We start from the raw sequence: 24,230 nt of genomic DNA on the forward strand, positions 1-24,230 counted from the left end.
GGGCGGAATAGCTACATGGACCATCAAACAAGCCCCATTTCCCGTTAATGCTGCGCTTCTCGAACCCTGGTGCGCGATCTGCGCCCTTCGACTGGCTCCGCGCTGACGATCTAGATTGAGAAAGAATAAATATGGCCGTTCAATATAGCTATGTCATGAAGGGTCTGACCAAGACCTTCCCCGGAGCCCCCAAGCCGGTGCTCGACAATATCCATCTGCAATTCCTGCCGGGCACGAAAATCGCCATCATCGGTAAGAATGGCGCGGGTAAGTCGACCCTGATGAAGATCATGTCCGGCCAGGATGACGAGTTTCAAGGCGAAGCCTGGGCTGGCGAAAATATCCGCGTCGGTTATCTGGCGCAGGAACCGCAGCTTGACGAGAGCAAGACGGTCAAGGAAAATGTCATGGACGGCGTCCGCGAAGTCGCGGATCTGGTCGGACGGTTCAACGAAATTTCCAATATCATGGGCGACCCGCCGGAAGATGCGGATTTTGACGCGCTGATGGAAGAAATGGGAGATCTCCAGGAAAAAATCGACGCGGTCGATGGCTGGACCCTCGACAATCAGCTCGAAATCGCGATGGAAGCGTTGCGTTGCCCTCCCGGTGACAGTCCGGTGACCGATCTCTCCGGTGGTGAAAAGCGCCGCGTCGCGCTCTGCCGCCTGCTCCTCGACAAGCCGGAAATCCTTATGCTTGACGAGCCTACCAACCATCTCGATGCCGAAAGCGTCGCCTGGCTGGAAAAGCATCTGATCGACTATCCCGGAAACGTCATTCTCGTTACCCATGACCGCTATTTCCTCGACAATGTCGTGAACTGGGTTCTCGAACTGGATCGCGGCAAGGGTTATCCGTTCGAAGGTAATTATTCCAGCTGGCTGGAGAACAAGTCGAAACGTCTGGCGCAGGAAGAACGCGAAGACAAAAGCCGCCAGAAAGCGATCGACAACGAATTGCAATGGATGCGACAGAGCCCCAAGGCACGGCAAACCAAATCCAAGGCGCGTATCAAGTCGTTTGACGATCTGGTTGCTTCGCAGGAAAACCGCGTGATCGGCAAAGCACAGATCCTGATCCAGACCCCCGAACGGCTCGGCTCCAAGGTCATCGAGGCCAAGGGGCTGACCAAGGCTTATGGCGACAAATTACTGTTCGAGAACCTCGAATTCTCTTTGCCACCGGGCGGTATTGTCGGCATTATTGGCCCCAACGGCGCGGGTAAGACAACCTTGTTCCGGATCATCACCGGTCAGGAAACTCCGGATAGCGGCACGCTCGAACTCGGCGAGACGGTGAAGCTCGGCTATGTCGACCAAAGCCGCGATACGCTCGATGCGTCGAAAAACATCTGGGAAGAAATTTCCGGCGGCCACGACTTTTTCACCTTCGGCAAGAATGAAGTCCAGACCCGCGCCTATGTCGGCGCGTTCAACTTCAAGGGTGTCGACCAGCAGAAGAAAGTCGGCCAGCTATCCGGCGGTGAACGCAACCGCGTCCATCTCGCCAAGATGCTCAAAGAAGGCGGCAACGTGCTGCTGCTCGATGAGCCAACCAACGATCTCGACGTCGAAACCTTGCGCGCGCTCGAAGACGCGCTGGAAACCTTCGCCGGCTGCGCCGTGGTCATCTCGCATGACCGCTTCTTCCTCGATCGCCTCGCGACCCACATATTGGCGTTTGAAGGCGACAGCCATGTGGAATGGTTTGAAGGAAACTTCGAGAGCTATGAGGAAGACAAGCGGCGGAGATTGGGCGATGCGGCTGATCGGCCTACGCGAGTGGCCTATAAGAAATTGACGCGATGATAGTGCTCCTTCTCCCGTGAGGGAGAAGGATATGCAGGCTTATGAGCGTAGCGAATTAGCCGGAATTGGATGAGGGTGTACGGACGGTTGTTTTGCAGGCAACTCTGGCGGCAGTAAACCCTCACCCAGCTACGACTAGCAATCAAGTTTGCAAGTATTCGCATCCTTCTCCCTCACGGGAGAAGGAGAGCGCAACCTCTTCAGATAAAAATGACCGGCAGTATCAAGCGGTAGCCGTCGGCTTCCCTGCCAGACTAACCCCGACGATAGCCGCCATCGCAGCAGCAAAGCCGGGAATAATCTCATAAACCCCCGGACCACCCAGAAACTCCTTGTTCCAGCCCATGGCGATCCACAGGATCACCGTGCCAGCACCAATCACCAGTCCGGACACAGCTCCAGCGCCGGTCATCCGTTTCCAGGTGAGCGACAGAAGGATCAACGGTCCGAATGCCGCGCCGAAGCCGGCCCAGGCGTTGCTGACCAGTCCGAGCACCTTGCTGTCGGGATCGCGGGCGATGTAGATCGCGACCAGCGCGACCAAGGCCACCGCCAGCCGTCCGACATTGACCGTTTCCCGTTCGCTGGCGTTCTTGCGCAGGAACAGGCGGTAGAAATCCTCGGTCAGAGAGCTGGACGAGACCAGCAGTTGCGAGCTAATCGTGCTCATTATCGCGGCGAGCAGGGCTGCGAGCAAAAATCCGGTAATTAGCGGATGAAACAATGTGTTGGCCAGCAATATGAAGATGGTTTCCGGATCATCGAGCACAAGCCCGTTCATCTCGACATAGGCGCGTCCGGTGATGCCGACGCCGATCGCGCCGAGCAATGCCACGCCCATCCAGCTCATGCCGATGGTCCGAGCCTTGGCCACGTCGGGGATCGAGCGGATCGCCATGAACCGCACGATGATATGCGGCTGGCCGAAATAGCCGAGACCCCATGTTATCGCGGACAGGAATCCGATGAAGGACAGTCCGGCGGTCAGGCTGAGGAAATTGGGATCGACCCCGGCAAGAGTGGCGGAAACGGAGCTCAGCCCGCCATCATTGGTCAGCACGACCAGCGGCATCAGCACCAGCGCGACGACCATGATGCAGCCCTGGACAAAATCGGTCAGACTGACCGCGAGAAATCCGCCGACCATCGTATAAGCGAGGACCACGCCAGCGGTCATCCAGATACCGGTCATATAGTCGCTCATGCCGGTATTGCCGAACAAGCCGGCAAAGCTGGTTTCGAACAATTTGCCACCGCCGACGAGGCCCGCTGCGGTATAGACGGCGAAGAACAACACGATGATGATTGCCGAGATTACCCGCAAAGCCAGCGCTTTGTCGGGGAAACGGTTGGCGAGAAATTCGGGGATGGTGAGAGCGTTGCCCATGCGTTCGGTCTGCTCGCGCAGCCGCGGCGCGACCACGATCCAGTTGACCAGAGCGCCGGCAAAAAGCCCGATCCCGATCCACACTTCAACCAGTCCTGCTGCATAAAGCGCACCGGGCAAGCCGAGCAGCAGCCAGCCCGACATGTCGGAGGCACCGGCTGACAGCGCGGCTACGGCCGGATGGAGGTTTCGCCCGCCGAGCAAATAGCCTTCGCTGCTATCGGTGGATTTGCGCCAAGCATAAAATCCGATGGCCAACATACCAACGAAATAAAGGGCGAGTGTGATCAGAGCTCCGGTTTGCATCAGACGGTCATAACGATTTTGACCCGCAAGTCACCCGTTGCGTTTTTGAGGAGAGCGAGCCTTCTCCGATGAGGGAGAAGGCTGTGGGAACTTGGCAGCTTGCTGTCTAGTCGGAGCTGGATGAGGATGTACTGCGCTTCGGATGGAAGAACACCCTCATCCAACGCCACCTGATTCGCTTCGCTCATAAGGCTGTATATCATTCTCCCTCACGGGAGAAGGTGCGCTTACCGCAACCGTTTCACAAATAACTGCCCATTATCATCACGTTTTGTCTGAAAGTTGGGAACTGATTCGAACATTTCCGACAGCCGTGAAAAGCCATAGTTTCGCACGTCGAAACTTGATCGGTTCCCGGCAATCTTGCCGACTTCGCTCAAGCTGGCATAGCCTTCGGCATCGCGTTTGGTCGCCATATAGGCGTCGATCAGCAAGTCGAGGAGTTCGTCATCCACTTTGCGGCTGCTTTCGCTGGCGCCGCTGACGACTTCCGGTTTTGGCTGTGCCTTGATGTCGTTCCTGGTGCCGCCACGATGGCGCTTGTCTGCCTTGATCAGTGCATCGACATCGATAAACCGGCTGCACGCCTGCTTGAACGCTTCCGGGGTCTTGGCGCTGCCAAAGCCGTAGACCGGCAGGCCCTCCTGCCGGATACGCATAGCTAGCGGCATGAAGTCGCTGTCGCTGCTCATGATCCCGAAACCGGTCACATTACCGCGGAACAGCAGGTCCATCGCATCGATGGTCATCTTCATATCGGTGGCATTCTTGCCTTTGGTCATATCGAACTGCTGTTGTGGTTCGATGCCATATTTGTGGAGGATATCGACCCAGCCCTTGAGCGACTGCTTGCGCCAGTTCCCGTATGCCCGGCGGATATTGACCGTGCCCAGTTCGGCCAGCGCGGTGAGCACCGGATCGAGGCCATTGTGGCTGGCATTGTCCGAGTCGATCAGGAGGGCGATATTGTCATTATGTTGGTTCATCATGCCAAGATGGACCGCGAGGGGAGGGCGTTCAAGCGGAAAAAAATTCTGTCCTACACGATACCCGATGGATTATGCTCTCCGCGGCTCTTTGACATATTTGCTGTCCCGATCGCGCGATCATCGTTTCGCGCGCGCGATGGTCTTTAGCCCGAACGCGGAAGCAGCCATTTTCTTTATGACAGTGTAAAGTGTGTAAAGTTCATCGGTCGGTTTTGGGGAAGCCCCGAAAGTATGCGGATCGCGTTAGAATTCATTCATTCGACCGCAGAAAACTCTCCCGATCCCTCGTCGAGCGTGAATAATTTCGCCTCGCCAATCGCATACCAAGTTCCGTGGAGCTTCAATTCCCCGCGCTTCTCGCGTTCGGCGATAAAAGGAAAAGTGCGCAGATTAGCCAGGCTGGTCTTGATCGCTTCCCATTCCAGCTCGCGTTGCGGATCGGCAGGAGATCTCGCAAGGACCTGCGCTTTGGCCTCGGATATGATGCCCATCCATTTGTCGACGAAGCTATGGCCGGTCACGCCCAGGTCTTCGCCCTTCAATGCTGCGTTGATTCCGCCGCACTGACCATGGCCCATGACAATTATGTGGCTGACGTTGAGCCCGGTGACGCCAAATTCAATCGCCGCCGAAGCACCGTGGATGCCGCCGGCGTCATCATAAGGCGGGACCAGATTCGCGACATTGCGCAACGCAAACATCTGTCCTGGCCCGGTATCAAATATAGTCGCCGGATCAACCCGGCTGTCGCAGCAGGAAATCACCATCACTGGAGGATTCTGACCACCTGACAGCTCGTCATAGCGGGCCTTCTGACGGGGATAACTATATTCCTTGAACCGGTGGTAGCCCTGGAGCAGGGCATTGAATTCAGGCATTAGAATCGATCTCCGCGAACCACTTCGACATTGCCGATGGTGATCAGCAAGCCGTGGCTTTCTAACAAGGGGGCAACTTTATCGACCAGAAGATTTGCCTTTTCCTGATTGGCAATCATCAGCACAATGGATTTGGAGGCAGCGCCCGTAACTTCGTCATGGTCCCAACGGCCTTCACGATTACCGCCGGAGATGATTTTGATCACGCTCCAGCCGGATATATCGACATCCTTCACCAGCTTGATTATCTTCGGGATAAGCGGCGTGTCCACCAGTATCTCGATCCGTTTTCGCTGTACGGTTTTGACCATGATTACCCCAAAGCCTTGGCAATTGCTGTGAACAACGAGATACCGAAAATGATGTTGAAAGGGAAGGTTATACCGAGCGACATCGACAGATATATGCCGGGATCAGCCTGGGGCAGGGCGAGGCGCATCGCTGCAGGGACCGCAATATAGGAAGCGCTGGCCGCGAGCACGCCCATGATCGCCGCTGAGGCGATGTCGAGACCGATAAATGTGCCGAGCAGCGTTCCGATCACGCCGTTGATGATCGGCATTGCTACCCCAAGAACCGCCAGTAAGAAGGTGATTTTTCTGCTTTGTAAAAGCCGTCGTGCTGCCAATAATCCCATATCGAGCAGGAACAGGCAGAGCACGCCTTTGAAACCGACATCAAACAGCGGCTTAACCGGAGCAAAGCCTTCTTCTCCGGCAATCATGCCGATCAGAAAGGCACCGATCAGCAGGACGACAGAGCCATTGGTCAAAACCTCGTGCGCGAGATTTCTGGCGCTATTATCTGCGCTTGCAGTTTTCGGGCTGGCAGCCCGGACGAGCAGCAGCCCGGTGATAATGGCCGGCGTTTCCATCAACGCCATGACGGCGACCATGAAGCCATCCGGTTTCAGGCCCTGATTTGTCAGCAGTTCCATAGCGGTCACAAAGGTTACCACACTTACCGAGCCATAATGCGCGGAGACCGCCCCGGCATCAATCGGCCCCAGCTTCCCAATGGTTTTCAACAAATAAAAGGCGATGACCGGCAACGTGAAACTCAATGCAAGTCCGGCCGCAGCAGCTGTTGCCAATTCGGTTGTAAATCCTGTCGATGCAACCTCGACTCCGCCCTTTAAACCAATGGCGGCCATCAGGTAGATCGACATGGCTTTGGCGAACGGTTCGGGAATGGTCAGGTCAGACCGGATGACCGCGGCCAGAAATCCCAATATGAAAAACAGGATGACGGGCGATGTGAGTGTCTCGACAATCATGATACCCCCGATCTTCCATTGCATGAAACAAATTGATTGGATGGGGATTAGCAACCAAATGCCGGTTGGCAAGCGGGATGTGCATCGCTATCTGATAGAAATGAACGAAATCACCAAAATCGCAACGCCCGACAGTCCCCCGCAGCGGCTGCGCAAGCCCGACTGGATCCGCGTCAAGGCCCCGATGGGCGCTGAATTTGAAAAAACCCGTGCGCTGATGCGCGAGCATAAGCTGAACACAGTGTGCGAAGAAGCGGCCTGTCCGAATATCGGCGAATGCTGGACCAAGAAACACGCAACAGTGATGATCCTCGGTGATGTCTGCACCCGGGCCTGTGCTTTCTGCAACGTCAAGACCGGCATGCCGATGGCGGTCGACGCTCTCGAGCCTCAGCATACTGCCGATGCCGCCGCCAAACTCGGGCTGCAGCATATCGTGGTGACCTCGGTCGATCGCGATGATCTTGCCGACGGCGGCGCGAGCCAGTTCGTCAAGGTGATCGAGGCCTTGCGCCGGACGACGCCTGAAACCACAATCGAAATATTGACGCCGGACTTCCGCAACAAGACGGAAGCTGCGGTCGAAGCGATCGTTGCCGCGCGTCCCGATGTCTATAACCACAATCTGGAGACCGTCCCGCGGCTCTACCCGACGATCCGGCCCGGCGCGCGCTATTATGCTTCGTTGCGGCTACTCGAGCAGGTGAAGCGGCTTGATCCTTCGATCTTCACGAAATCGGGCGTCATGCTCGGACTGAGCGAACAGCGACTGGAAGTCCATCAGGTGATGGATGATATGCGAAGCGCCGGTGTCGATTTTCTGACGATGGGCCAATATCTCCAACCAACCACCAAGCATGTGAAGGTCAGCGAATTTGTCACGCCGCAGGCTTTCGATGCTTATGCATCGGTTGCCCGCGCCAAGGGCTTCCTGCTGGTCGCCTCGAGCCCGCTGACTCGCTCAAGCTATCATGCCGGAGATGATTTTGCCAAGATGCGCCAGGCTCGCGAGGAGAAACTGGCGCGTTCCGGTGCTTCGAATGCCCGTTCATAGAGAAACCCGTGATCTGCCTTATAGCGCCGCGCAAATGTATGCGCTGGTCGCCGATGTCGGACGTTATCAGGAATTTCTGCCGTGGGTAGTAGGAACGCGGATCAGGTCAGACAGCGAAACCGAAATGCTGGCCGATGTTCTGGTCGGGTTCAAAGGGATGCGCGAGCAATTTTCATCACGGGTGATCAAATCGCATAATCAGGCGATCGATGTGGACTATCTCGACGGACCGTTAAAGCAGCTCCATAATGAGTGGCGCTTCAGGCCGCGAGTTGAGGGTGGATGCCATGTAGATTTCTATGTTGAATTTACGTTCAAAAATCGCATTTTCCAGAAACTGGCGGGACAAATGTTCGCCAAGGCACTGCACAAGATGACCAGCGCCTTTGTCGATCGTGCCGGCGAAGTCTATGGCAGCAGCTATTCCTTGTCGTCGGGTAACAACAGCTCAAGTGCGACCAGTACCGCCTGAAGTCGGATATCGGCGCGGCTCTTGTCCTCGCCAAAATTCTTCCGGTCGGCGATCACATCGTCCGTATCCCGGCCTTTTTCAGCCTTGGCAAAGACCACAGTGCCAACCGGCTTTTTCTCGGTACCGCCGCCTGGGCCCGCCACACCGGTAATCGCCACCGCTACATCACAATCGGAATGTTTGAGCGCGCCCTGAGCCATTTCCCAAGCCACTGCGATTGAAACAGCACCGAAGGTTTCCAGCAAATCGCTGCTCACCCCGAGCATCTTTTGCTTCGCTTCGTTGGAATAGGTATTGAAACCGCAGTCAAACACATCGCTGCTACCTGGCACTTCGGTCAGTGCAGCCGCAACCAGACCGCCGGTGCAGCTTTCTGCGACCGTGATCCGTCGCCCAGCGGCGCGATTCTTCTCGATGACTGTTGTCGCCAGTGCAACAAGTTCGGGGGGGAGGAGGTTTTCCATAGACCGGCGCCGTTAGACCATCATGCCGGTGCTTTGCAAATGGGAATATCCTGCTTCTTGTCGTCTTTGCTTGCGGCCTGCACAATCGAGATAGCCAGACTCGCCAGATTTGATGAAGGCATCGGCTCCAGATCATGATAAATCTTGGCGATCAAATTGCAGTCCTTGGGTTTAATTTCTTCGCTGATAAGGCTGGTGAACATGGCATCGGTAATCGGTCGTAACAGTGTATCGTCGATTCCGGCTGGAAGCTTCTCGCCTGCCATCACTGTGACTGCACTTTTGGCTTGCGGCCAAGCTCCTTCGGCGGCCGCACGATATTTCGCGAGTTGTTCGGAATTTTCCTTCAGTAACGGCGCGGTCGCAGGCAGGCTGGCGGAGCATTTATCCCGACTGGCCTGCACCGCGGATGGTAAAAGATAAGTCACAAGTGCCTCGGCTTGCGCGATGCTCAAGCATTTCGGCGGCGGGGCTGTTTGCGCGGATACGGATTGTGCAAGGCCCGACAGAGCCAGTCCAGCGATGAGTTTCTTGTGCATCAATTTTTCTCCAATGAAATAGTGGCGATAGCCTGCGCGGCGATTCCTTCCTGGCGCCCGGTAAAGCCGAGACCTTCGGTGGTGGTCGCTTTTATGCTAACCTGATCGATTCCGAGCGACAATAATTTTGCGATATTGCGTCTTATGGTTTCGCGATGCGGCTTTATCTTGGGAGCTTCGCAGATGATGGTCATGTCCACATTGTGGATGATGCCACCTTTCTCGGCGATTAGCGAAGCGGCATGTTCGACAAACCGAGCAGACGCCGCGCCACGCCATTGCGGATCTGAAGGAGGAAAATGGTCACCAATGTCACCTGCTGCCGCGGCCCCGAGCAAGGCATCGGTTAGAGCATGGAGTAAAACATCCGCATCACTGTGTCCTACAAGGCCCTTGTCATGATCGATTTTAACCCCGCCCAGCCACAAATCCTCGCCACTGGCCAACCGGTGGACATCATAACCCATACCGGTACGAGTCTGGCGCATATGCTGGTTCCTATCCCCGGCGAAATCGGCCGGTAACGTGTATTTTTTCAAAGCTTCGTCGCCGTTGATGACGGTTACGATATGACCGGCCGCTCTAAAAATCTGTGCATCATCACTGGCATTCTGATCGACGGCAAACCTTTCGTGCGCAGCCATGAGTTTCGCAAAGTGAAATGCTTGCGGTGTTTGAACCCGCCATAAACTGCTTCGGTCTACCGTCCGGTCTAATTGCCCTTCAGCCAATTGCACCATCGTATCGACGCTGGGCAATATCGGGATCGCAGCCGTTGCTGTCTCGAGGCGATCAAGCAGATCATCGATCACCCGAGCCGGAACAAAAGGACGCGCGGCGTCATGTACGAGAATATTCTCGGCGCCACCACCATCCCGGATGGCTGTCAGGCCATTGAAAACCGATTGCTGGCGCGTTTCGCCGCCGATAACGAGCCTATATTCGGCAAGAGGGGATAGTGCCTCTTTGAGCTGTTCCTCCTGACCCTCCCCTACGACGATCCAGACATGATCAATGGCAGGGTGCGATAAAAATCTCTCCACGCTGTGGCGAACCATTGGTTTGCCATCGATCAGTTCAAATTGCTTGGGAAAGTCCAATCCGGCCCGTGCGCCGACGCCGGCGGCCACGATCAGTGTATGGGTTCTCTCGGAAGGATCTCTGGCTTCAACCATGGGTTGCGATCTACTCGCACAATTCGCCCGAAGCAATTCTTGCCTCAAAATAGATTTAACGATAAGGGGTGCTTAAAATTTAGGCAGTGCTAATGAAACTTTCCCCGATCTCGATAGGTAATATCAAAATAGAAAGCCCGGTAATTCTGGCGCCCATGACCGGTGTCACCGATTTGCCCTTTCGCAAACTGGTGCGCCGCTTCGGCTCCGGGCTCAATGTCACCGAAATGATCGCAAGCCAGGCGATGATCCGGGAAACCCGGCAATCCTTGCAGAAATGTGCTTGGGATCCGACCGAGGAGCCGGTCTCGATGCAGCTTGCCGGTTGTGATCCTGTTGTAATGGCCGATGCCGCTAGGCTCAATGCGGATCGCGGCGCGCAGATTATCGACATCAATATGGGTTGCCCCGTTAAAAAGGTCGTCAATGGCGATGCCGGGTCTGCTCTGATGCGCGATCTTCCGTTAGCAGCATCGCTGATCAAGGCGACGGTGGAGGCGGTCAATGTACCGGTGACCGTCAAGATGCGGATGGGCTGGGATCATCAAAGCCTGAACGCGCCGGAACTTGCGCATATAGCGGAGGATCTTGGCGCGAAAATGATCGTAGTGCACGGAAGGACCCGTTGCCAGATGTACCGGGACAGCGCCGACTGGACATTTGTAAGCAAAGTCAAGCAGGCCGTTTCCCTTCCGGTAATCGTCAACGGCGACATCTGCACGATTGAAGACGGTCAGTCTGCACTCGAACAAAGTGGCGCGGATGGCGTGATGATCGGTCGCGGCGCCTACGGGAAACCCTGGTTGTTGGGTCAGTTCATGCACTGGTTCAAGACCGGAGAGACAATAGCGGATCCTGATATTGCCACTCAATATGCGATTCTGGATGAGCATTATCGCGACATGTTGACGCTCTATGGTGAAGAGGTCGGTGCCAAAGTCGCTCGGAAGCATATCGGTTGGTATACGAAAGGATTGCCCGGTTCTGCGGAATTCCGGAATCAGGCGAATAAAGAGCCCAACCCCCATATCGTTCTGAAAATGCTGGAGGAATTTTATACTCCTTGGCTTAACAAAGCTGCAGCTTGATGGCCGAATGTCCGTCCGGAGAACAAATCTTGGCGGGAATCAACCATGCGCTAATGGTAGTGGATTCCGGCCATCAGATTACCCGGATCAATCCCGCTGGCGAAGCGTTGTTCGGGACCAGTGCCAAACATCTGATTGGCCGCAAGATTAATGATATACTGCACTTCTCGGACACGAGGCTCGATGCGGCTTTGATCGAGCAGGAAATCAGTCTTACTGCTCGCAGTGTCATGGTGTCGAGCGACGAGCGCAAATTGGGAATTGTCGATTTTGATATTCATCCTCTGGCATCCGGGTCCGACTGGCGATTAATATCTTTGTCCCTGATGCCGCAGGACGGCCCGATTCTCGAGAGTGAAAATAACGATCCGTCAAATCTGGCGATCCGCGCTCCGGACATCCTCAGTCACGAAATCAAAAATCCTCTCGCCGCGATAAGAGGTGCCGCTCAACTCTTGGATCGGCAAATGGATCAATCCCAAAAAACCCTTACCCAGATGATCATTGCCGAGGTCGAGCGGGTGGTCAGCCTGCTCAATAGAATGCAAACCTTGTCGTCCAACCAGCCCGCCCAGACGAAAGCGGTCAATATTCATACGCTGATAGATCGTGCGCGGCGATCGATCGAGGCGGCAACGGGCCAAGTCGTGAAGATCAAGGACAAATTTGATCCGTCTCTCCCCGATGCACTGGTTGATCCGGAGGCCATGATGCAAGTTTTGACAAACCTGCTCGCCAATGCCGTGGACGCCACCAAACATCTGCCAGACCCGGAGATTAGGATCGTAACGCGTTACAGTTTTGGCGCCTCCTTATCTGCACACGGAGATACCGAGGCGATTCGCTTGCCCATTCAAATCATGGTGTGTGACAATGGTCCCGGCGTGCCGCCGGAACTCGAACGGGAAATATTTTCGGCTTTTGTCTCGACCAAGAAGGAGGGGCAGGGGCTTGGCCTCGCTCTGGTAAAGAAACTCATGCGCGATATGAACGGACGGATTCGCTACGATCGTGAAAACCATGACGAAATGAGCCGATTCACCCTGTTTCTTCCCGTCGCTCCCAAAAACTGACGTCAGGACATTTTATGGCAAATGAAAAAATCATATTGGTTGAAGACGATTTGTCAGTCAGTCACGTCATTATCACAGCCCTGCGGGCAGATGGCTATGAAGTCGAAAGCTGCAAATCGATAGCCGAGCGTGACGCGCTAATGGCCAGCAGCAGCTATGATCTGTTGCTGACCGACGTCGGACTGGGTGAGGGCGACGGGATTTCATCTCTTGATACGGTGAAAGCCTCTCATCCGGATATTCCGATCATAATCATTTCTGCCCAGAATACCCTCAATACCGCAGTGCGGGCTTCGGAAACCGGGGCGTTCGAATATTTGCCCAAGCCGTTTGATCTTGATGAACTGGTTGAAGTCGTGGGCCAGGCATTGAAGCCGAAAAATATCCTGCCGATAGCCCCTTCGATGGAAGAAGAAAGCCTGCCGCTCGTCGGTCGAAGCCCGGCTATGCAGGAAGTATATCGGATGATCGCCCGGCTGCTAAAAAACGATTTGTCGGTTCTCGTCTTGGGGGAATCCGGCACCGGCAAGGAATTGGTCGCGGAAGCCATTCACGGCCTCGGACACCGGAAGTCGGGCCCCTTCATCGCGGTGAATATGGCGGCGATTCCATCGGAATTGATCGAGGCAGAGTTATTCGGGCATGAAAAAGGAGCCTTTACCGGCGCTGTTGCAAGCGCTTCTGGCAAATTTGAACAGGCTCAGGGTGGGACTCTTTTTCTGGACGAAATTGGCGATATGCCGATGCATGCCCAAACCCGGCTTTTGCGGGCCCTTCAGTCGGGAGAAATCAATCGGGTTGGCGGCAAGGGGCTGGTCAAGTTGAACGTCCGGATCATCGCCGCTACCAACCACAATTTTCTAGAATTGATCCAGCAGGGCAAATTTCGGGAGGATTTATATTACCGGATCAATGTCGTGCCGATCGAATTGCCCCCTCTCAGGGAGCGGGCCAGTGATATTCCGGCGCTGGCAACCCATTTCCTCAAGCTGGCGGTGACCGAAGGCTTGCCCCACAAGCAGATTTCGCAAGAAGGGATGAACTTGCTCTGCCATCATTATTGGCGGGGTAATGTTCGCGAACTCAAAAATGTTATCTATCGCCTAGTAGTAACCGGGAGAGAGGACACTCTGTCGGAAGATGCCGTTCGTCAGATTCTTGCAGCAGAGCGCGGCGAGGGCCGGGTTGAATCCGAGGGGCTGGAATTTGAAGGCCACATCAAATCGATCGTGCTGGAGTTGATGGCTAGTCCAGAAAAAGAGAACCTCTATACCAAGGCGTTGGAAAAATTTGAAAAACCATTGTTAACCGAAATGATGCACCACGCCCATGGAAATCAAATCAAGGCAGCAAAAATATTGGGTATAAATCGCAACACTTTGCGTAAGAAACTCAACGAATATCAGATTGATCCGAGCGAATCAAAATAGAGAGCTACGACGAAGTGACCGTTTCAATCGCTGAACCGTGATATTTTTGCAATATAAGTGCTTTTACTGCAACGAAACTGTTGTATTGAAAGCACAATGACGGTTTCAAACCATTCTCAGGAGAAGCGCGTGGCTTATTGGCTACGGCGCCTCTCGCTCATGGCGGAGCGGGAAGCCGTGATGAGACGAGTCGAATGGATTGTTTTGCTGCTGTTTGGCGCAATAATGGTCGCCACCTATTTGTTGCTAAGTCGGCAGTCGGATCAAACCGATTTCATTTCACCTCCGTTGACCGCCGCACTGCTGGTCGCAAATTTGATTCCGGCAATGACCTTGCTGGTCCTGTTTGGTCGAAGGATTGCAAAGGGTAGGGCCTCCAAATCCTCGATCGGAAGCAAGGGCCGGCTGCACGTCCGGCTGGTAGCCCTATTCTCTCTGGTCGCGAGCATCCCAATGTTGCTTGTGGTCATTTTTGCTTCGCTGCTTTTTCAATATGGTGTGGAATTCTGGTTTTCCGATCGCGCAAGGGGCATGCTGGAAAATGCCAATGATCTGGCGCGAGGTTATTATGAGCAAAATCAGCGCGAAGTCGGCGAAGAAACCATCACCATGGCCAATGATTTGCGCAATTATTTACAGCAAGCAGATCTTGAAAGTCCCGAATTCGCTGAAGGCTATGTCTTTCAGGTGTTGTCGCGAAAGTTAAATGAATCGGCCATTATCGAATATGGGGAGGATGGTGTCGCGCGGACCGCAGCTGCCGTTGATCCCGATGACGGAGATCAAAATCCCAAGATAACGGACGCGGTGCTCAAGCAGCTCCAGCAGGGAAAGAGCTATGTTGTGACCGCCCGGCCTGATAAGATTGAAGCAGTGACCGCGCTCGACCTGAAATCACGGATATTCCTATATGCTGCCCGGGATTCGGATATGCTGGCCTTGAGCCAGTGGGAACGGGCGCAATCTGTTTTGGCAGATTATGAAGAGCTCTTCTCGCGATCGCGAAGCCTGCAATTGCAGTTCAATATTGCCCTGTTTGTTATATCCTTGCTCATCGTAGGCTTGGTGTTGTGGATTGCACTGGTCGTCGCCGACCGGATGGTCAAACCGGTCAGCGACCTGGTTCATGCGGCGAAGCGGGTCACCGAAGGCGATCTGGCTACCCGGGTGCCGGGAGCTTTTGATAATGACGAGATCGGGACATTGGGACGGGCGTTTAACCGGATGACCGAGCGATTGGAAACACAAACAACGGCGCTGATAACGGCTAATGAACAACTAGGCAGTCGACGGGCGTTTATCGAAGCCGTGCTAGAATCGGTCACGGCAGGTATCATCAGTCTCGACGAGAAGGGCGAGATCAAGCTGGTCAACTCTCAAGCGCAATCACTATTATCTAAAAGTGTAGATGATCTGCTCGATGTCGATATCGCGGAAGCAGCGCCTCAATTTGCAGAACTAATTCAGGATGGTGTGGAGAATAGCATCATCGAATTTGCCTCCGATTCCGACATCCGGACGTTGGCGGTTAAAATAGTTGGCGGACCGACCGGACATGTGATTACATTCGAAGACATAACCCAGCAGTTGCTGGATCAACGACGAGCTGCCTGGTCCGATGTCGCTCGTCGGATTGCCCATGAAATCAAAAACCCTCTGACCCCCATTCAATTGGCCGCCGAACGGCTTCAACGTAGATTTGGGGCGCATATAAAGGACGATGCAGCCATATTCGACAATCTTACAAATACGATTGTCCGGCAGGTCGGAGATTTGAGGAATATCGTTGATGAATTCTCTTCGTTTGCGCGAATGCCGAAACCGGTCTTCCGTGAGGAAAATCTCGATGACATCCTGAAACAGGCCTTGTTCATGCAAGGTGTGGCCTACCCAAGCATGGCGTTTAACTTTCTATCCGATGATCAGCCGATAGCGCTTGTTTGTGATCGTCGGCAATTGGGTCAGGCATTGACCAATATTATAAAAAATGCGGCGGAAGCCATTCAGCAAAAAGCTGAATCCAGCGCAGATTTTCAGATATCCGATGGTGAGATAGAGCTTGCTGCTCGGATGGAAAACCAGATGGTCGTCGTCGAACTGACCGACAATGGTATAGGCCTACCGATCGAACGGGACCGGATCGTCGAACCTTATATGACGACCCGCGCTAGCGGGACCGGATTGGGATTGGCGATCGTGAAGAAGATAGTCGAGGAGCATTTCGGAGAAATGAAATTCGACGATGCGCCAGGTGGCGGAACGAAAGTGGCAATCAGGTTCAGTCCGTCCAAACTGGCAAGATTATCTCATGGGGCCGCAGAGGCCCCGAGCGGGGAACAGTCCGGCTCCGCTGAAAGTGACGGCCATATGGCAGAAATCGAGAAATAGGGATCAGAGGTTCAGCATGGCGTTAGATATTTTAGTTGTCGACGACGAGCCCGATATTCGAGACTTGATATCCGGTGTCTTGGAAGATGAAGGCTATACTACGCGGGTGGCCGCTGACAGCGATGCTGCGCTGGCTGCGGTAAACGAGCGCAGGCCTTCGCTGGTTTTACTCGATGTATGGCTGAGAGGCTCAAGACTGGATGGTCTGGAGTTATTGAGCGAGCTGAAACAACTTGATCCCAAATTGCCGATTATCGTGATCTCGGGCCATGGTAACATCGACACCGCCGTCGCCGCTATTTCTCAGGGCGCTGTCGATTTTATCGAAAAGCCTTTTGAAGCCGAACATCTCCTGCATTTGGTGGCAAGAGCGACCGAAACAGAGCGGCTCCGCCGGGAGAATGAAATTCTCAAGGCTCGTGTGGGTTTCGCAGATGAATTGACCGGTAATTCCGCCGCCGTGAACAATGTGAGAGCCACATTGAAACGGGTAGCCGGTACTGGAAGCCGGCTGTTAATCTCGGGGCCGGCGGGCGTGGGTAAAGAAGTCGCGGCGCGCTTGATGCACAATTGGAGTTCTCGGTCCAACGCCGCCTTTGTCACCATCAGCGCAGCGAGGCTTTCCCCGGAAAGCGTTGAAGAGGAGCTTTTCGGCACCGAACGTAACGGGAAAATCGAAAAAACCGGATTGATGGAAGAGGCTCATGGCGGTACCTTGTTCATCGATGAAGTCGCAGACATGCCACTCGACACGCAGGGCAAGATTTTGCGGGTTCTGACCGAACAGAGTTTCAACCGCCTTGGCGGCTCCCAAAAAGTGAATGTCGACGTTCGGGTCGTGTCTGCAACCTCACGCGATCTTGACGTAGAGATACGTGAAAAACGGTTCCGCGAGGATCTATTCTATCGCCTCAATGTAGTTCCCGTCATATTGCCGCCACTGAACCAGCGGCGGGAGGATATTCCGGTTTTGGTGGAACATTATGCTGCACGCTTTGCTGCAGACCAGCGCTTGCATCCGCCCGAAATTTCGGAGGAAGCAATGGCCGCACTCCAGGCCTGTGACTGGCCGGGCAATGTAAGACAATTGCGCAATGTGATTGAACGAACGATCATTTTGGCGCCCAAAGACAAGTTCACAAAAATCGAAGTCGAAATGCTCCCGCCAGAGGTTCTGGGCAATGATGATGATCTTGACCAGGGAGTAGCTTCGCTGATGGGATCGCCGTTGAGAGAAGCACGTGAGAGCTTTGAACGGGAATATTTGAAGGTTCAAATCAGGCGCTTTTCCGGAAATATCTCCAAAACCGCGAATTTCATCGGTATGGAACGTTCTGCTTTGCATCGAAAATTGAAGATATTGGGCCTTGCTTCCCGCAAGAAAACGGACCTCGAGTGATCGGAGCGGTTAAGCGGTTGTCGTGACGGCATGAATCCCATATATGAAATATTATGGTCCCCCGATAATATAAATTATCGCCGTAAATTTAATAAAATGCCATCACAAAGATGGCCAATAATTGGAGTCAAAAATGACCGATAAGTCCAATAACTTGCAAGATTTATTTCTAAACTCCCTGCGAAAATCTAAAACCCCTGTGACTATGTTTTTGGTCAAAGGCGTCAAACTCCAAGGTATCGTGACCTGGTTTGACAATTTCTCGGTTTTGCTCCGTCGCGACGGTCAATCCCAGTTGGTATATAAACATGCCATATCGACGATCATGCCGTCCGAAGCGCTTGATACGAAACAATTCGTTGAACTTATGGAAAATACCAAAGCCAGGGCAGGGGTGCTCCAAGAGGTGTTTCTCACGGCCGTACGGGACAGCAATGATCCGGTGACAATGTTTCTTGTCAACGGCGTAATGTTGCAGGGTGAAGTCTCCGCTTATGATCTGTTTTGTATCTTGCTGGAGCGGGAAGGGCTGTCACAACTGGTCTACAAACATGCGATTTCCACTGTGCAGCCAGGCGGGCCACTCAATCTGGCCGACTATAACCAATCAGACGATGGTGCGCATTGATACCATTTGAGAAGGAAAGTATCGACAGTAAGAGCCATCGGGCGCTTGTCGTACACCCTGATATGGCGTCGCTTTCCCAGACGGCATTAGAGCACAGGCTTGTTGAGGCGGTTGGTTTGGCCGCGGCGATCGGATTAACTGCTACGGCTTCTCACTATTTTTCGGTGCGCAAGGCCAAGCCGGCAACCTTATTCGGATCGGGTCAGGTTGACCAGATTGGTGCAATGATGACCGAACAGGAAGCCAGCATTTTGATTGTGGATGGCAGTCTGAGCGCGATCCAGCAGCGCAATCTGGAAGAGAAGCTCGACGTAAAAGTTATCGACCGGACCGGACTCATTCTCGAAATCTTTGGTGCGCGCGCAGCCACGGCAGAAGGCCGCTTGCAGGTTGAACTCGCGCATCTGGACTATCAGGCGGGTCGCCTGGTGCGTAGCTGGACCCACCTTGAACGCCAACGTGGTGGTTTCGGATTTCTGGGAGGCCCAGGCGAGACCCAGATCGAATCTGATCGCCGGATGATCCGCGACCGGATGGCGAAACTACGCAAAGACCTGGCTCACTTGCGCAAAACCCGCGCTCTGCACAGAGATCGCCGGCAGCGCGCTCCTTGGCCGGTGATAGCGCTGGTTGGCTATACAAATGCCGGAAAATCAACATTGTTCAACCGGTTGACCGGCGCCGATGTTTTTGCCGAGGACTTGCTGTTTGCAACGCTGGACCCGACGATGCGCGAATTTCCGTTGCCGGGTTATGATAAAGCGATATTGTCGGACACGGTTGGCTTTGTGTCGGATTTGCCGACGCAATTGGTCGCGGCGTTCCGTGCTACGCTCGAAGAAGTAAGCGCCGCCGATATCGTCGTCCATGTTCGCGATATTTCTCATGAAGCCAGTGACGCCCAAGCCCATGATGTCAGGCAAATATTGGCCGATCTTGGAGTTTCGGAGGATGCTGGAGAAGGACCTCCGGTAATCGAAGCATGGAACAAGATCGACAAGATCGGTCCGGAGGATCCGCAATATGCGCGGATTTCAGCGCCACTGCCGGAAAATGTTTGCACAATCTCGGCAGAAACCGGGGCTGGTGTAGACATATTGGTCGACTTGATCGCGAAGACTCTGTCCGAAGGTTATAAGTCCGAACAGATAACAGTCGCTGTTTCCGATGGAAAACGGATGGCTTGGCTGCACGAAAATGGCCGGATTCTAAGCAGCGAACAGGATTCAGACAATTTGATTTTATCGGTTGAAATGTCGCCACGAAACTGGGGCCGATATCACGCGCTTCATTAAACCGTCAGGCCGCGGCCAGACTTGCCTTGGCTTTCTGCCATTCAGCTTCCAGTTCATCTAGCGTCATTTCCTGCATATCTTTATCAAGATTGGATTCTACCAGGTTGAACCTTTTGGTAAATTTCGCTGTCGCGTCAGATAATGCGCGCTCGGCATCGACATTGTAATGACGAGCAAGATTGACAGCTGAAAAGAGCAAATCTCCGATTTCTTCATGCACTTCTTCATCTGTGCTCGCAGTCGCGACCTCTTCCAATTCTTCGAGCAACTTGTCCTTCACCGGCGCCTTGTCGGGCCAGTCAAATCCGACGCGGGCCGCACGTTTCTGGATTTTCTGCGCCCTCAGCAAAGCGGGCAGGGCCAGGGCAACGCCATCAAGCGCGCTGGACTGACCTGATTCATCGCGCTCGTCGGCCTTGAGTTGTTCCCATCCTGGGCTCTCATCTGCTTCGCCGAATATATGGGGATGACGACGGGTCATCTTGTCACAAATCGTATTAACAACATCGTGGAAATCAAATTTGTTATCATCTGCAGCAATCTGGCTGTGGAATACCACTTGGAGCAGCAGATCGCCTAGTTCATCTTTCAGAGCATCCATATCATCACGTTCGATAGCATCTGCGACTTCATAGGCTTCCTCGATCGTATAAGGCGCAACCGTTTTGAAGGTCTGCACCTTGTCCCATTCGCAACCGTCCGACGGGTCACGTAAACGGCGCATGATTTCTAGCAGGGGGTCGATCAATTCTAGTTCCGTTCTATGCCATCATTATGATTGATAATATATATTATGTTAAATAATATATTAGTTGAGGGAGCTTATCGACGGCGGTTCCAATATCATCTCTCTGCCTTCAACCCGCCAACTTTTGAGCTCTGAAAGAAAATTCATCCCTATCACATTGGCATCACCGAACTCTTCGGCGACTACGACCGGTAGATCTTTCGCGACCATCGAACCGATTCGCAGCGACTGGATCTGTCCGCGTTGGGCTTCAACAGATCCGTTCGCTGTCGATAATATGATTGGAAACGGACTGTCGCTGATTTCGATCCCAGCGTTCTGAGCCGTTCGCAACGTCATCGCGGTCGTGGTTGCGCCACTGTCGATCAGAAACCGCACCGGCAATTGATTAACCGTGGCATTGGCCCAGAAATGGCCGTCGGCCGATTGTCGGATCCGCAACGTATCGCCGATGACGATCTGTTGATGGGAACCGGTGACTTCGCCGGAAACCCGGTTCCAGACCGCCCGAATCTCGTGCTGGTAGGAAAATCCGACTATGAAGACAGCGAATATCGCCACCCACGCCAATGTCGATCGCACGATCTCGCCGAAACCCATCCGTCTCGAGAATAAAGCGCTAGCGACCAGCACCAGCGCTCCGATCGCGAAAACAAGATTGATATTTTGATCTTCGGTCAACGTCAGATTTCTTTCATATAGCCATCATAAGCGGGCCGGACATGTTCCGGCAATATGCTTACAAGATGGTTATAGTCCATCGAGTTGTCCATATGTGTCAGCAAACTCAATTCCGGCTGTACTTCATCAACGAGAGTCAGTGTCATATCGAGATGCGCATGGGTAGGATGCGGCTTGTCGCGCAAGGCATCCACGACAAACAGATCACATTTGCGATATAATTCCCGCATTTCCGCCGTTACCTCGCCAAAATCGGTCGCGTAACAAATGGAATTCCCCTGATGCTCGAACCGCAAACCCGCCGAGGTTATGCCACCATGAGGCTGATCGACATAGCTGAGCGAAATATCGCCTATCGCAACGGGGTTTTCGAGTGCAATTCCCTCGCAGATCGACGGATAATAGTTATGTCTTTGAAAAGCGTAGGCAAAACGCCGCTTGAGGCTCTCCAGCGCAAAGGGCCGTGCGTAGCTCGCGATCGGCTTGCGGGTTTTCTGGAACAGCGCCCGCAGATCATCAATACCGTGGCAATGGTCGGCGTGATCATGCGTCCAGATTACCGCATCAATCTGGTCAATGCGATTGTCGAGAAACTGGTTGCGCAAATCGGGCGAGGTATCGACCAATATCCGGGTGGTTGGGCTTTCGACCAATATCGAGACCCGGCTTCTCCGGTTTTTCGGTTCATTCGGGTCGCAATTGCCCCAGTCATTGCCGATGCGGGGGACGCCTGACGACGTCCCACATCCCAATATTGTTAGCTTTAAAGCCACATTCAGGGCCGCGCCTTGGTGAATAGCTGATAGAAATTTCGAGCGGTTGTTTCACAAAGCTCAGCATATTCCTCACCGCGGAGTTCTGCCAGATAGCGAGCCGTATCAGCAACAAACGCAGGCTCTCCGGTCTTTCCGCGATGCGGAACCGGAGCAAGAAACGGTGCATCTGTTTCAACCAGCAGACGGTCTGCCGGGAGTTTCGCCGCGGTTTCCTTCAGATCCTTGGCATTTTTGAAAGTCACGATGCCCGAAATCGAAATATAGAGCCCCATAGCCAGCGCTTTTTGAGCGAAATCTTCGCTTGCGGTGAAACAATGGATTACACCGGAATAGGCGCCCTGCTCCATTTCTTCAGCCATGATCTCGGCCGTATCTGCTTCCGCATCGCGTGTGTGGACAATGATTGGTAGGCCGGTTTCGCGCGCTGCGTGGATATGGGTGCGAAAACTCTGCCGCTGGCGCTCCCGGTCACTATGGTCATAAAAATAGTCCAGCCCGGTTTCGCCGATCGCGACAACCCTCGGATGAGCCGCCTCTTCGACCAGCTTGGCAAGATCGACATCAGGATGAGAATCTGCCTCATGCGGGTGTATTCCGATACTCGCCCAAACATCTGGTTCGCGTTCAGCGGTCGCGACGATATCCCGCCATTCGCTTTCGCGGGTGGAAATATTCAGCATCGCGGTTACGCCACTCTGGCGAGCGCGCTCGAGGACATCGGGTTGCTCCTCGACGAGGCCCTTATAGTTCAGATGACAGTGGCTATCGACGAGCATATCAAGCCTCGGCTTCATCTATTAGCAGCTCGAGGCGCGGAAAAACCCCTTGGGGCGCTGGCAAGGTGAGCCCTGGTTCAATCGCGGCGCTCAGATGTTCAAAATCCCGAGATTCCGGCGTTTGAGCCAGCAGGTCCAGCATCTTGTCGCAGCTTTCCGGCATCGCCCAGCGCAGCATGATCGCCAGCCGCCGGATCGCCTCTGCCGTATAATAGAGCACCGTATCGGCCCTTGCAGGATCGGTTTTGCGCAAAGCCCATGGCGCCTGATCGGCGAAATATGTGTTGGTCGCGCTAAGCCGTTCGCGAATGATATCAATTGCCTGGTCAATTTTGAACAAGCCGCCGGTCATTGCCGTTTTCACATCTTCAAAACATTGATCCAGATCGGCTAACAATTGTTTTTCTGCCTCGGTAGGGTCCCCGGCAGCCGGAACCTTGCCATCACAGTTTTTGGCGATCATCGACAGACTGCGTTGCGCCAGATTACCAAAATTATTGGCTAGATCGGCATTCGTCTTGGTAACGATGGCATCTGCGGAATAAGTACCATCCTTGCCAAACACGACATCCGCCAACAGAAAATAGCGCAACTGGTCAACGCCGAAGCGCTGCGCCAATTCCATCGGATCGACGACATTGCCTACCGATTTCGACATTTTCTCGCCGCGGTTGAGCAGAAAACCGTGGCCAAAAACCTGTTTTGGTAACGGCAAGCTGGCACTCATCAGAAAGGCGGGCCAGTAAACGGCGTGAAAACGCACGATATCTTTGCCGATCAGATGTAAATCTGCGGGCCAATATTTGGCGAACAGACCCTCTTTATCCGGATAGCCGACACCGGTCATATAGGTTGTGAGTGCATCAACCCAGACATACATTACATGTCCGGGGGAACCTGGCACGGGGACACCCCAATCGAAACTGGTCCGTGAAACGCTGAGATCTCTCAGGCCGCCTTCGACGAAGCGCATGACTTCATTGCGGCGGCTTTCGGGCTGAATGAATTCGGGATGCTCTTCATAGAGTTTGAGCAATTTTTCTTGATATTCCGAAAGTTTGAAGAACCATGTCTCTTCAGCGGTCCACTCGACCGGAGTGCCCTGTGGGGAGAGTTTTTCACCACCCTCGCCTGTTTCCAGTTCGTCCTCGGCGTAAAAGGCTTCGTCGCGCACCGAATACCAGCCTTCATAGCGGTCGAGATAGAGATCACCATTGGCCTCCATCCCTTTCCACAAAGCCTTACTGGCTTCGTGATGAGCGGATTCGCTGGTCCTTCGAAACCCATCATGTCGAATATTAAGTATATCGCACATCTCTATGAAATAAGATGACATTTCATTCGCCAGATCAATAGTATCACGGCCAGCTTCACGGGCCGTCTGTACCATTTTCAAGCCATGTTCATCGGTTCCGGTAATCAAGCGGACGTCGCGGCCACTCAACCGGTAAAACCGTGCTATGGCATCAGCGCAGATCGCCTCATAGGCATGGCCGATGTGGGGACGACCATTTGGATAGCTGATCGCGGTGGTAATATAAAAAGGTTCTGACATGGCCATCTCTCTTGATGGATTGGCGGCGCTTGTAAACAGCCA

The 24,230-nt window shown here is 53.8% G+C and carries 23 protein-coding genes; 10 read left to right on the top strand and 13 right to left on the bottom strand.

The genetic code is table 11. From position 1 onward, the window contains the following. Positions 1-131 precede the first annotated feature (131 nt). A complete protein-coding gene (gene ettA, locus V7680_RS02000) occupies positions 132-1,811 on the top strand; it encodes an energy-dependent translational throttle protein EttA (RefSeq protein WP_335651612.1) in 1,680 nt (559 codons plus the stop codon). 223 nt (positions 1,812-2,034) lie between these two features. On the opposite strand, the gene putP is transcribed toward ettA, so the two are convergent. The 5 genes from putP to V7680_RS02025 all read right to left on the bottom strand — a co-directional run bounded on the left by putP (position 2,035) and on the right by V7680_RS02025 (position 6,647). After that, positions 2,035-3,504 (bottom strand): sodium/proline symporter PutP, encoded by a 1,470-nt coding sequence (gene putP, locus V7680_RS02005; RefSeq protein WP_335651613.1) that lies wholly within the window; start codon positions 3,502-3,504, stop codon positions 2,035-2,037. A gap of 227 nt (positions 3,505-3,731) precedes the next feature. Then, positions 3,732-4,490, bottom strand: coding sequence for an NYN domain-containing protein (locus V7680_RS02010; RefSeq protein ID WP_442954957.1), 759 nt, complete (start codon positions 4,488-4,490; stop codon positions 3,732-3,734). Between the two features lie 257 nt (positions 4,491-4,747). Continuing rightward, a complete protein-coding gene (locus V7680_RS02015) occupies positions 4,748-5,371 on the bottom strand; it encodes a carbonic anhydrase (RefSeq protein WP_335651615.1) in 624 nt (207 codons plus the stop codon). Further along, positions 5,371-5,682, bottom strand: coding sequence for a P-II family nitrogen regulator (locus V7680_RS02020; RefSeq protein WP_335651616.1), 312 nt, complete (start codon positions 5,680-5,682; stop codon positions 5,371-5,373). The genes V7680_RS02015 and V7680_RS02020 overlap by 1 nt, the downstream gene beginning before the upstream one ends. A 2-nt stretch (positions 5,683-5,684) precedes the next feature. Then, entirely contained in the window at positions 5,685-6,647 is a 963-nt protein-coding gene (locus tag V7680_RS02025) for a sodium-dependent bicarbonate transport family permease (protein WP_335651617.1), read from the bottom strand. Positions 6,648-6,747: 100 nt separating this feature from the next. On the opposite strand from V7680_RS02025, the gene lipA reads away from it, so the two are divergent. Continuing rightward, entirely contained in the window at positions 6,748-7,701 is a 954-nt protein-coding gene (gene lipA, locus V7680_RS02030; protein ID WP_335651664.1) for a lipoyl synthase, read from the top strand. Then, a complete protein-coding gene (locus V7680_RS02035) occupies positions 7,688-8,173 on the top strand; it encodes a type II toxin-antitoxin system RatA family toxin (protein WP_335651618.1) in 486 nt (161 codons plus the stop codon). The genes lipA and V7680_RS02035 overlap by 14 nt, the downstream gene beginning before the upstream one ends. Here the strand turns inward: V7680_RS02035 and V7680_RS02040 are convergent. Genes V7680_RS02040 through V7680_RS02050 form a run of 3 tightly spaced genes read right to left on the bottom strand, consistent with a single transcriptional unit; the run spans position 8,122 to position 10,351 of the window. Beyond that, positions 8,122-8,637 carry a CinA family protein gene (locus tag V7680_RS02040; RefSeq protein WP_335651619.1) on the bottom strand — a complete coding sequence of 172 codons (516 nt, stop codon included), beginning with the start codon at positions 8,635-8,637 and terminating at the stop codon, positions 8,122-8,124. The genes V7680_RS02035 and V7680_RS02040 overlap by 52 nt on opposite strands. Before the next feature lie 20 nt (positions 8,638-8,657). Then, positions 8,658-9,176: a hypothetical protein gene (locus tag V7680_RS02045; protein ID WP_335651620.1), complete on the bottom strand. Its 519-nt coding sequence runs from the start codon at positions 9,174-9,176 to the stop codon at positions 8,658-8,660. Then, a complete protein-coding gene (locus V7680_RS02050; protein ID WP_335651621.1) occupies positions 9,176-10,351 on the bottom strand; it encodes a bifunctional 2-C-methyl-D-erythritol 4-phosphate cytidylyltransferase/2-C-methyl-D-erythritol 2,4-cyclodiphosphate synthase in 1,176 nt (391 codons plus the stop codon). The genes V7680_RS02045 and V7680_RS02050 overlap by 1 nt, the downstream gene beginning before the upstream one ends. Before the next feature lie 92 nt (positions 10,352-10,443). Between V7680_RS02050 and dusB the strand changes: the two genes are divergently transcribed. From dusB to hflX, 7 genes are all read left to right on the top strand, one after another. Then, on the top strand, positions 10,444-11,439 hold the full coding sequence (gene dusB, locus V7680_RS02055) for a tRNA dihydrouridine synthase DusB (RefSeq protein ID WP_335651622.1): 996 nt from the start codon (positions 10,444-10,446) through the stop codon (positions 11,437-11,439). Between the two features lie 29 nt (positions 11,440-11,468). Next, positions 11,469-12,512, top strand: coding sequence for a two-component system sensor histidine kinase NtrB (locus tag V7680_RS02060; RefSeq protein WP_335651623.1), 1,044 nt, complete (start codon positions 11,469-11,471; stop codon positions 12,510-12,512). A 14-nt stretch (positions 12,513-12,526) separates the two neighbouring features. After that, positions 12,527-13,942 (top strand): sigma 54-interacting transcriptional regulator, encoded by a 1,416-nt coding sequence (locus V7680_RS02065; RefSeq protein ID WP_335651624.1) that lies wholly within the window; start codon positions 12,527-12,529, stop codon positions 13,940-13,942. Positions 13,943-14,101: 159 nt separating this feature from the next. After that, positions 14,102-16,330, top strand: coding sequence for a sensor histidine kinase (locus V7680_RS02070; RefSeq protein WP_442954958.1), 2,229 nt, complete (start codon positions 14,102-14,104; stop codon positions 16,328-16,330). A 16-nt stretch (positions 16,331-16,346) separates the two neighbouring features. Then, positions 16,347-17,729 (top strand): nitrogen assimilation response regulator NtrX, encoded by a 1,383-nt coding sequence (gene ntrX, locus V7680_RS02075; RefSeq protein WP_335651626.1) that lies wholly within the window; start codon positions 16,347-16,349, stop codon positions 17,727-17,729. A 133-nt stretch (positions 17,730-17,862) separates the two neighbouring features. After that, a complete protein-coding gene (gene hfq / locus V7680_RS02080; protein WP_335651627.1) occupies positions 17,863-18,357 on the top strand; it encodes an RNA chaperone Hfq in 495 nt (164 codons plus the stop codon). Then, positions 18,354-19,652, top strand: coding sequence for a GTPase HflX (gene hflX / locus V7680_RS02085; protein ID WP_335651628.1), 1,299 nt, complete (start codon positions 18,354-18,356; stop codon positions 19,650-19,652). Before hfq ends, hflX begins: the two co-directional genes overlap by 4 nt. A 4-nt stretch (positions 19,653-19,656) precedes the next feature. On the opposite strand, the gene mazG is transcribed toward hflX, so the two are convergent. From mazG to metG, 5 genes are read right to left on the bottom strand one after another with little or no spacing between them, the layout of a single operon-like run. After that, complete coding sequence (gene mazG, locus V7680_RS02090; RefSeq protein WP_335651629.1) at positions 19,657-20,400, bottom strand: nucleoside triphosphate pyrophosphohydrolase; 744 nt, start codon at positions 20,398-20,400, stop codon at positions 19,657-19,659. 60 nt (positions 20,401-20,460) lie between these two features. Then, on the bottom strand, positions 20,461-21,081 hold the full coding sequence (locus V7680_RS02095) for a retropepsin-like aspartic protease family protein (protein ID WP_335651630.1): 621 nt from the start codon (positions 21,079-21,081) through the stop codon (positions 20,461-20,463). A gap of 2 nt (positions 21,082-21,083) precedes the next feature. Further along, a complete protein-coding gene (locus tag V7680_RS02100) occupies positions 21,084-21,854 on the bottom strand; it encodes an MBL fold metallo-hydrolase (RefSeq protein WP_335651631.1) in 771 nt (256 codons plus the stop codon). A 2-nt stretch (positions 21,855-21,856) separates the two neighbouring features. After that, on the bottom strand, positions 21,857-22,633 hold the full coding sequence (locus tag V7680_RS02105; RefSeq protein ID WP_335651632.1) for a TatD family hydrolase: 777 nt from the start codon (positions 22,631-22,633) through the stop codon (positions 21,857-21,859). 1 nt (position 22,634) lies between these two features. Continuing rightward, positions 22,635-24,188 carry a methionine--tRNA ligase gene (gene metG, locus V7680_RS02110; RefSeq protein ID WP_335651633.1) on the bottom strand — a complete coding sequence of 518 codons (1,554 nt, stop codon included), beginning with the start codon at positions 24,186-24,188 and terminating at the stop codon, positions 22,635-22,637. Positions 24,189-24,230: the final 42 nt, after the last annotated feature.

This window comes from Parasphingorhabdus sp., from assembly GCF_036963705.1.
Lineage (GTDB): Bacteria > Pseudomonadota > Alphaproteobacteria > Sphingomonadales > Sphingomonadaceae > Parasphingorhabdus.

What these genes read in the sequence shown, in the direction of transcription:
- putP (WP_335651613.1), bottom strand. Translation starts at nt 3,504, where the DNA reads ATGCAAACCGGAGCTCTGATCACACTCGCCCTTTATTTCGTTGGTATG.
- ntrX (WP_335651626.1), top strand. Translation starts at nt 16,347, where the DNA reads ATGGCGTTAGATATTTTAGTTGTCGACGACGAGCCCGATATTCGAGAC.
- V7680_RS02045 (WP_335651620.1), bottom strand. Translation starts at nt 9,176, where the DNA reads ATGCACAAGAAACTCATCGCTGGACTGGCTCTGTCGGGCCTTGCACAA.
- V7680_RS02025 (WP_335651617.1), bottom strand. Translation starts at nt 6,647, where the DNA reads ATGATTGTCGAGACACTCACATCGCCCGTCATCCTGTTTTTCATATTG.
- V7680_RS02040 (WP_335651619.1), bottom strand. Translation starts at nt 8,637, where the DNA reads ATGGAAAACCTCCTCCCCCCCGAACTTGTTGCACTGGCGACAACAGTC.
- hfq (WP_335651627.1), top strand. Translation starts at nt 17,863, where the DNA reads ATGACCGATAAGTCCAATAACTTGCAAGATTTATTTCTAAACTCCCTG.
- metG (WP_335651633.1), bottom strand. Translation starts at nt 24,188, where the DNA reads ATGTCAGAACCTTTTTATATTACCACCGCGATCAGCTATCCAAATGGT.
- ettA (WP_335651612.1), top strand. Translation starts at nt 132, where the DNA reads ATGGCCGTTCAATATAGCTATGTCATGAAGGGTCTGACCAAGACCTTC.
- V7680_RS02050 (WP_335651621.1), bottom strand. Translation starts at nt 10,351, where the DNA reads ATGGTTGAAGCCAGAGATCCTTCCGAGAGAACCCATACACTGATCGTG.
- V7680_RS02070 (WP_442954958.1), top strand. Translation starts at nt 14,102, where the DNA reads ATGGCGGAGCGGGAAGCCGTGATGAGACGAGTCGAATGGATTGTTTTG.
- V7680_RS02010 (WP_442954957.1), bottom strand. Translation starts at nt 4,490, where the DNA reads ATGAACCAACATAATGACAATATCGCCCTCCTGATCGACTCGGACAAT.
- lipA (WP_335651664.1), top strand. Translation starts at nt 6,748, where the DNA reads ATGAACGAAATCACCAAAATCGCAACGCCCGACAGTCCCCCGCAGCGG.
- V7680_RS02035 (WP_335651618.1), top strand. Translation starts at nt 7,688, where the DNA reads ATGCCCGTTCATAGAGAAACCCGTGATCTGCCTTATAGCGCCGCGCAA.
- V7680_RS02020 (WP_335651616.1), bottom strand. Translation starts at nt 5,682, where the DNA reads ATGGTCAAAACCGTACAGCGAAAACGGATCGAGATACTGGTGGACACG.
- V7680_RS02065 (WP_335651624.1), top strand. Translation starts at nt 12,527, where the DNA reads ATGGCAAATGAAAAAATCATATTGGTTGAAGACGATTTGTCAGTCAGT.
- V7680_RS02105 (WP_335651632.1), bottom strand. Translation starts at nt 22,633, where the DNA reads ATGCTCGTCGATAGCCACTGTCATCTGAACTATAAGGGCCTCGTCGAG.
- V7680_RS02015 (WP_335651615.1), bottom strand. Translation starts at nt 5,371, where the DNA reads ATGCCTGAATTCAATGCCCTGCTCCAGGGCTACCACCGGTTCAAGGAA.
- dusB (WP_335651622.1), top strand. Translation starts at nt 10,444, where the DNA reads ATGAAACTTTCCCCGATCTCGATAGGTAATATCAAAATAGAAAGCCCG.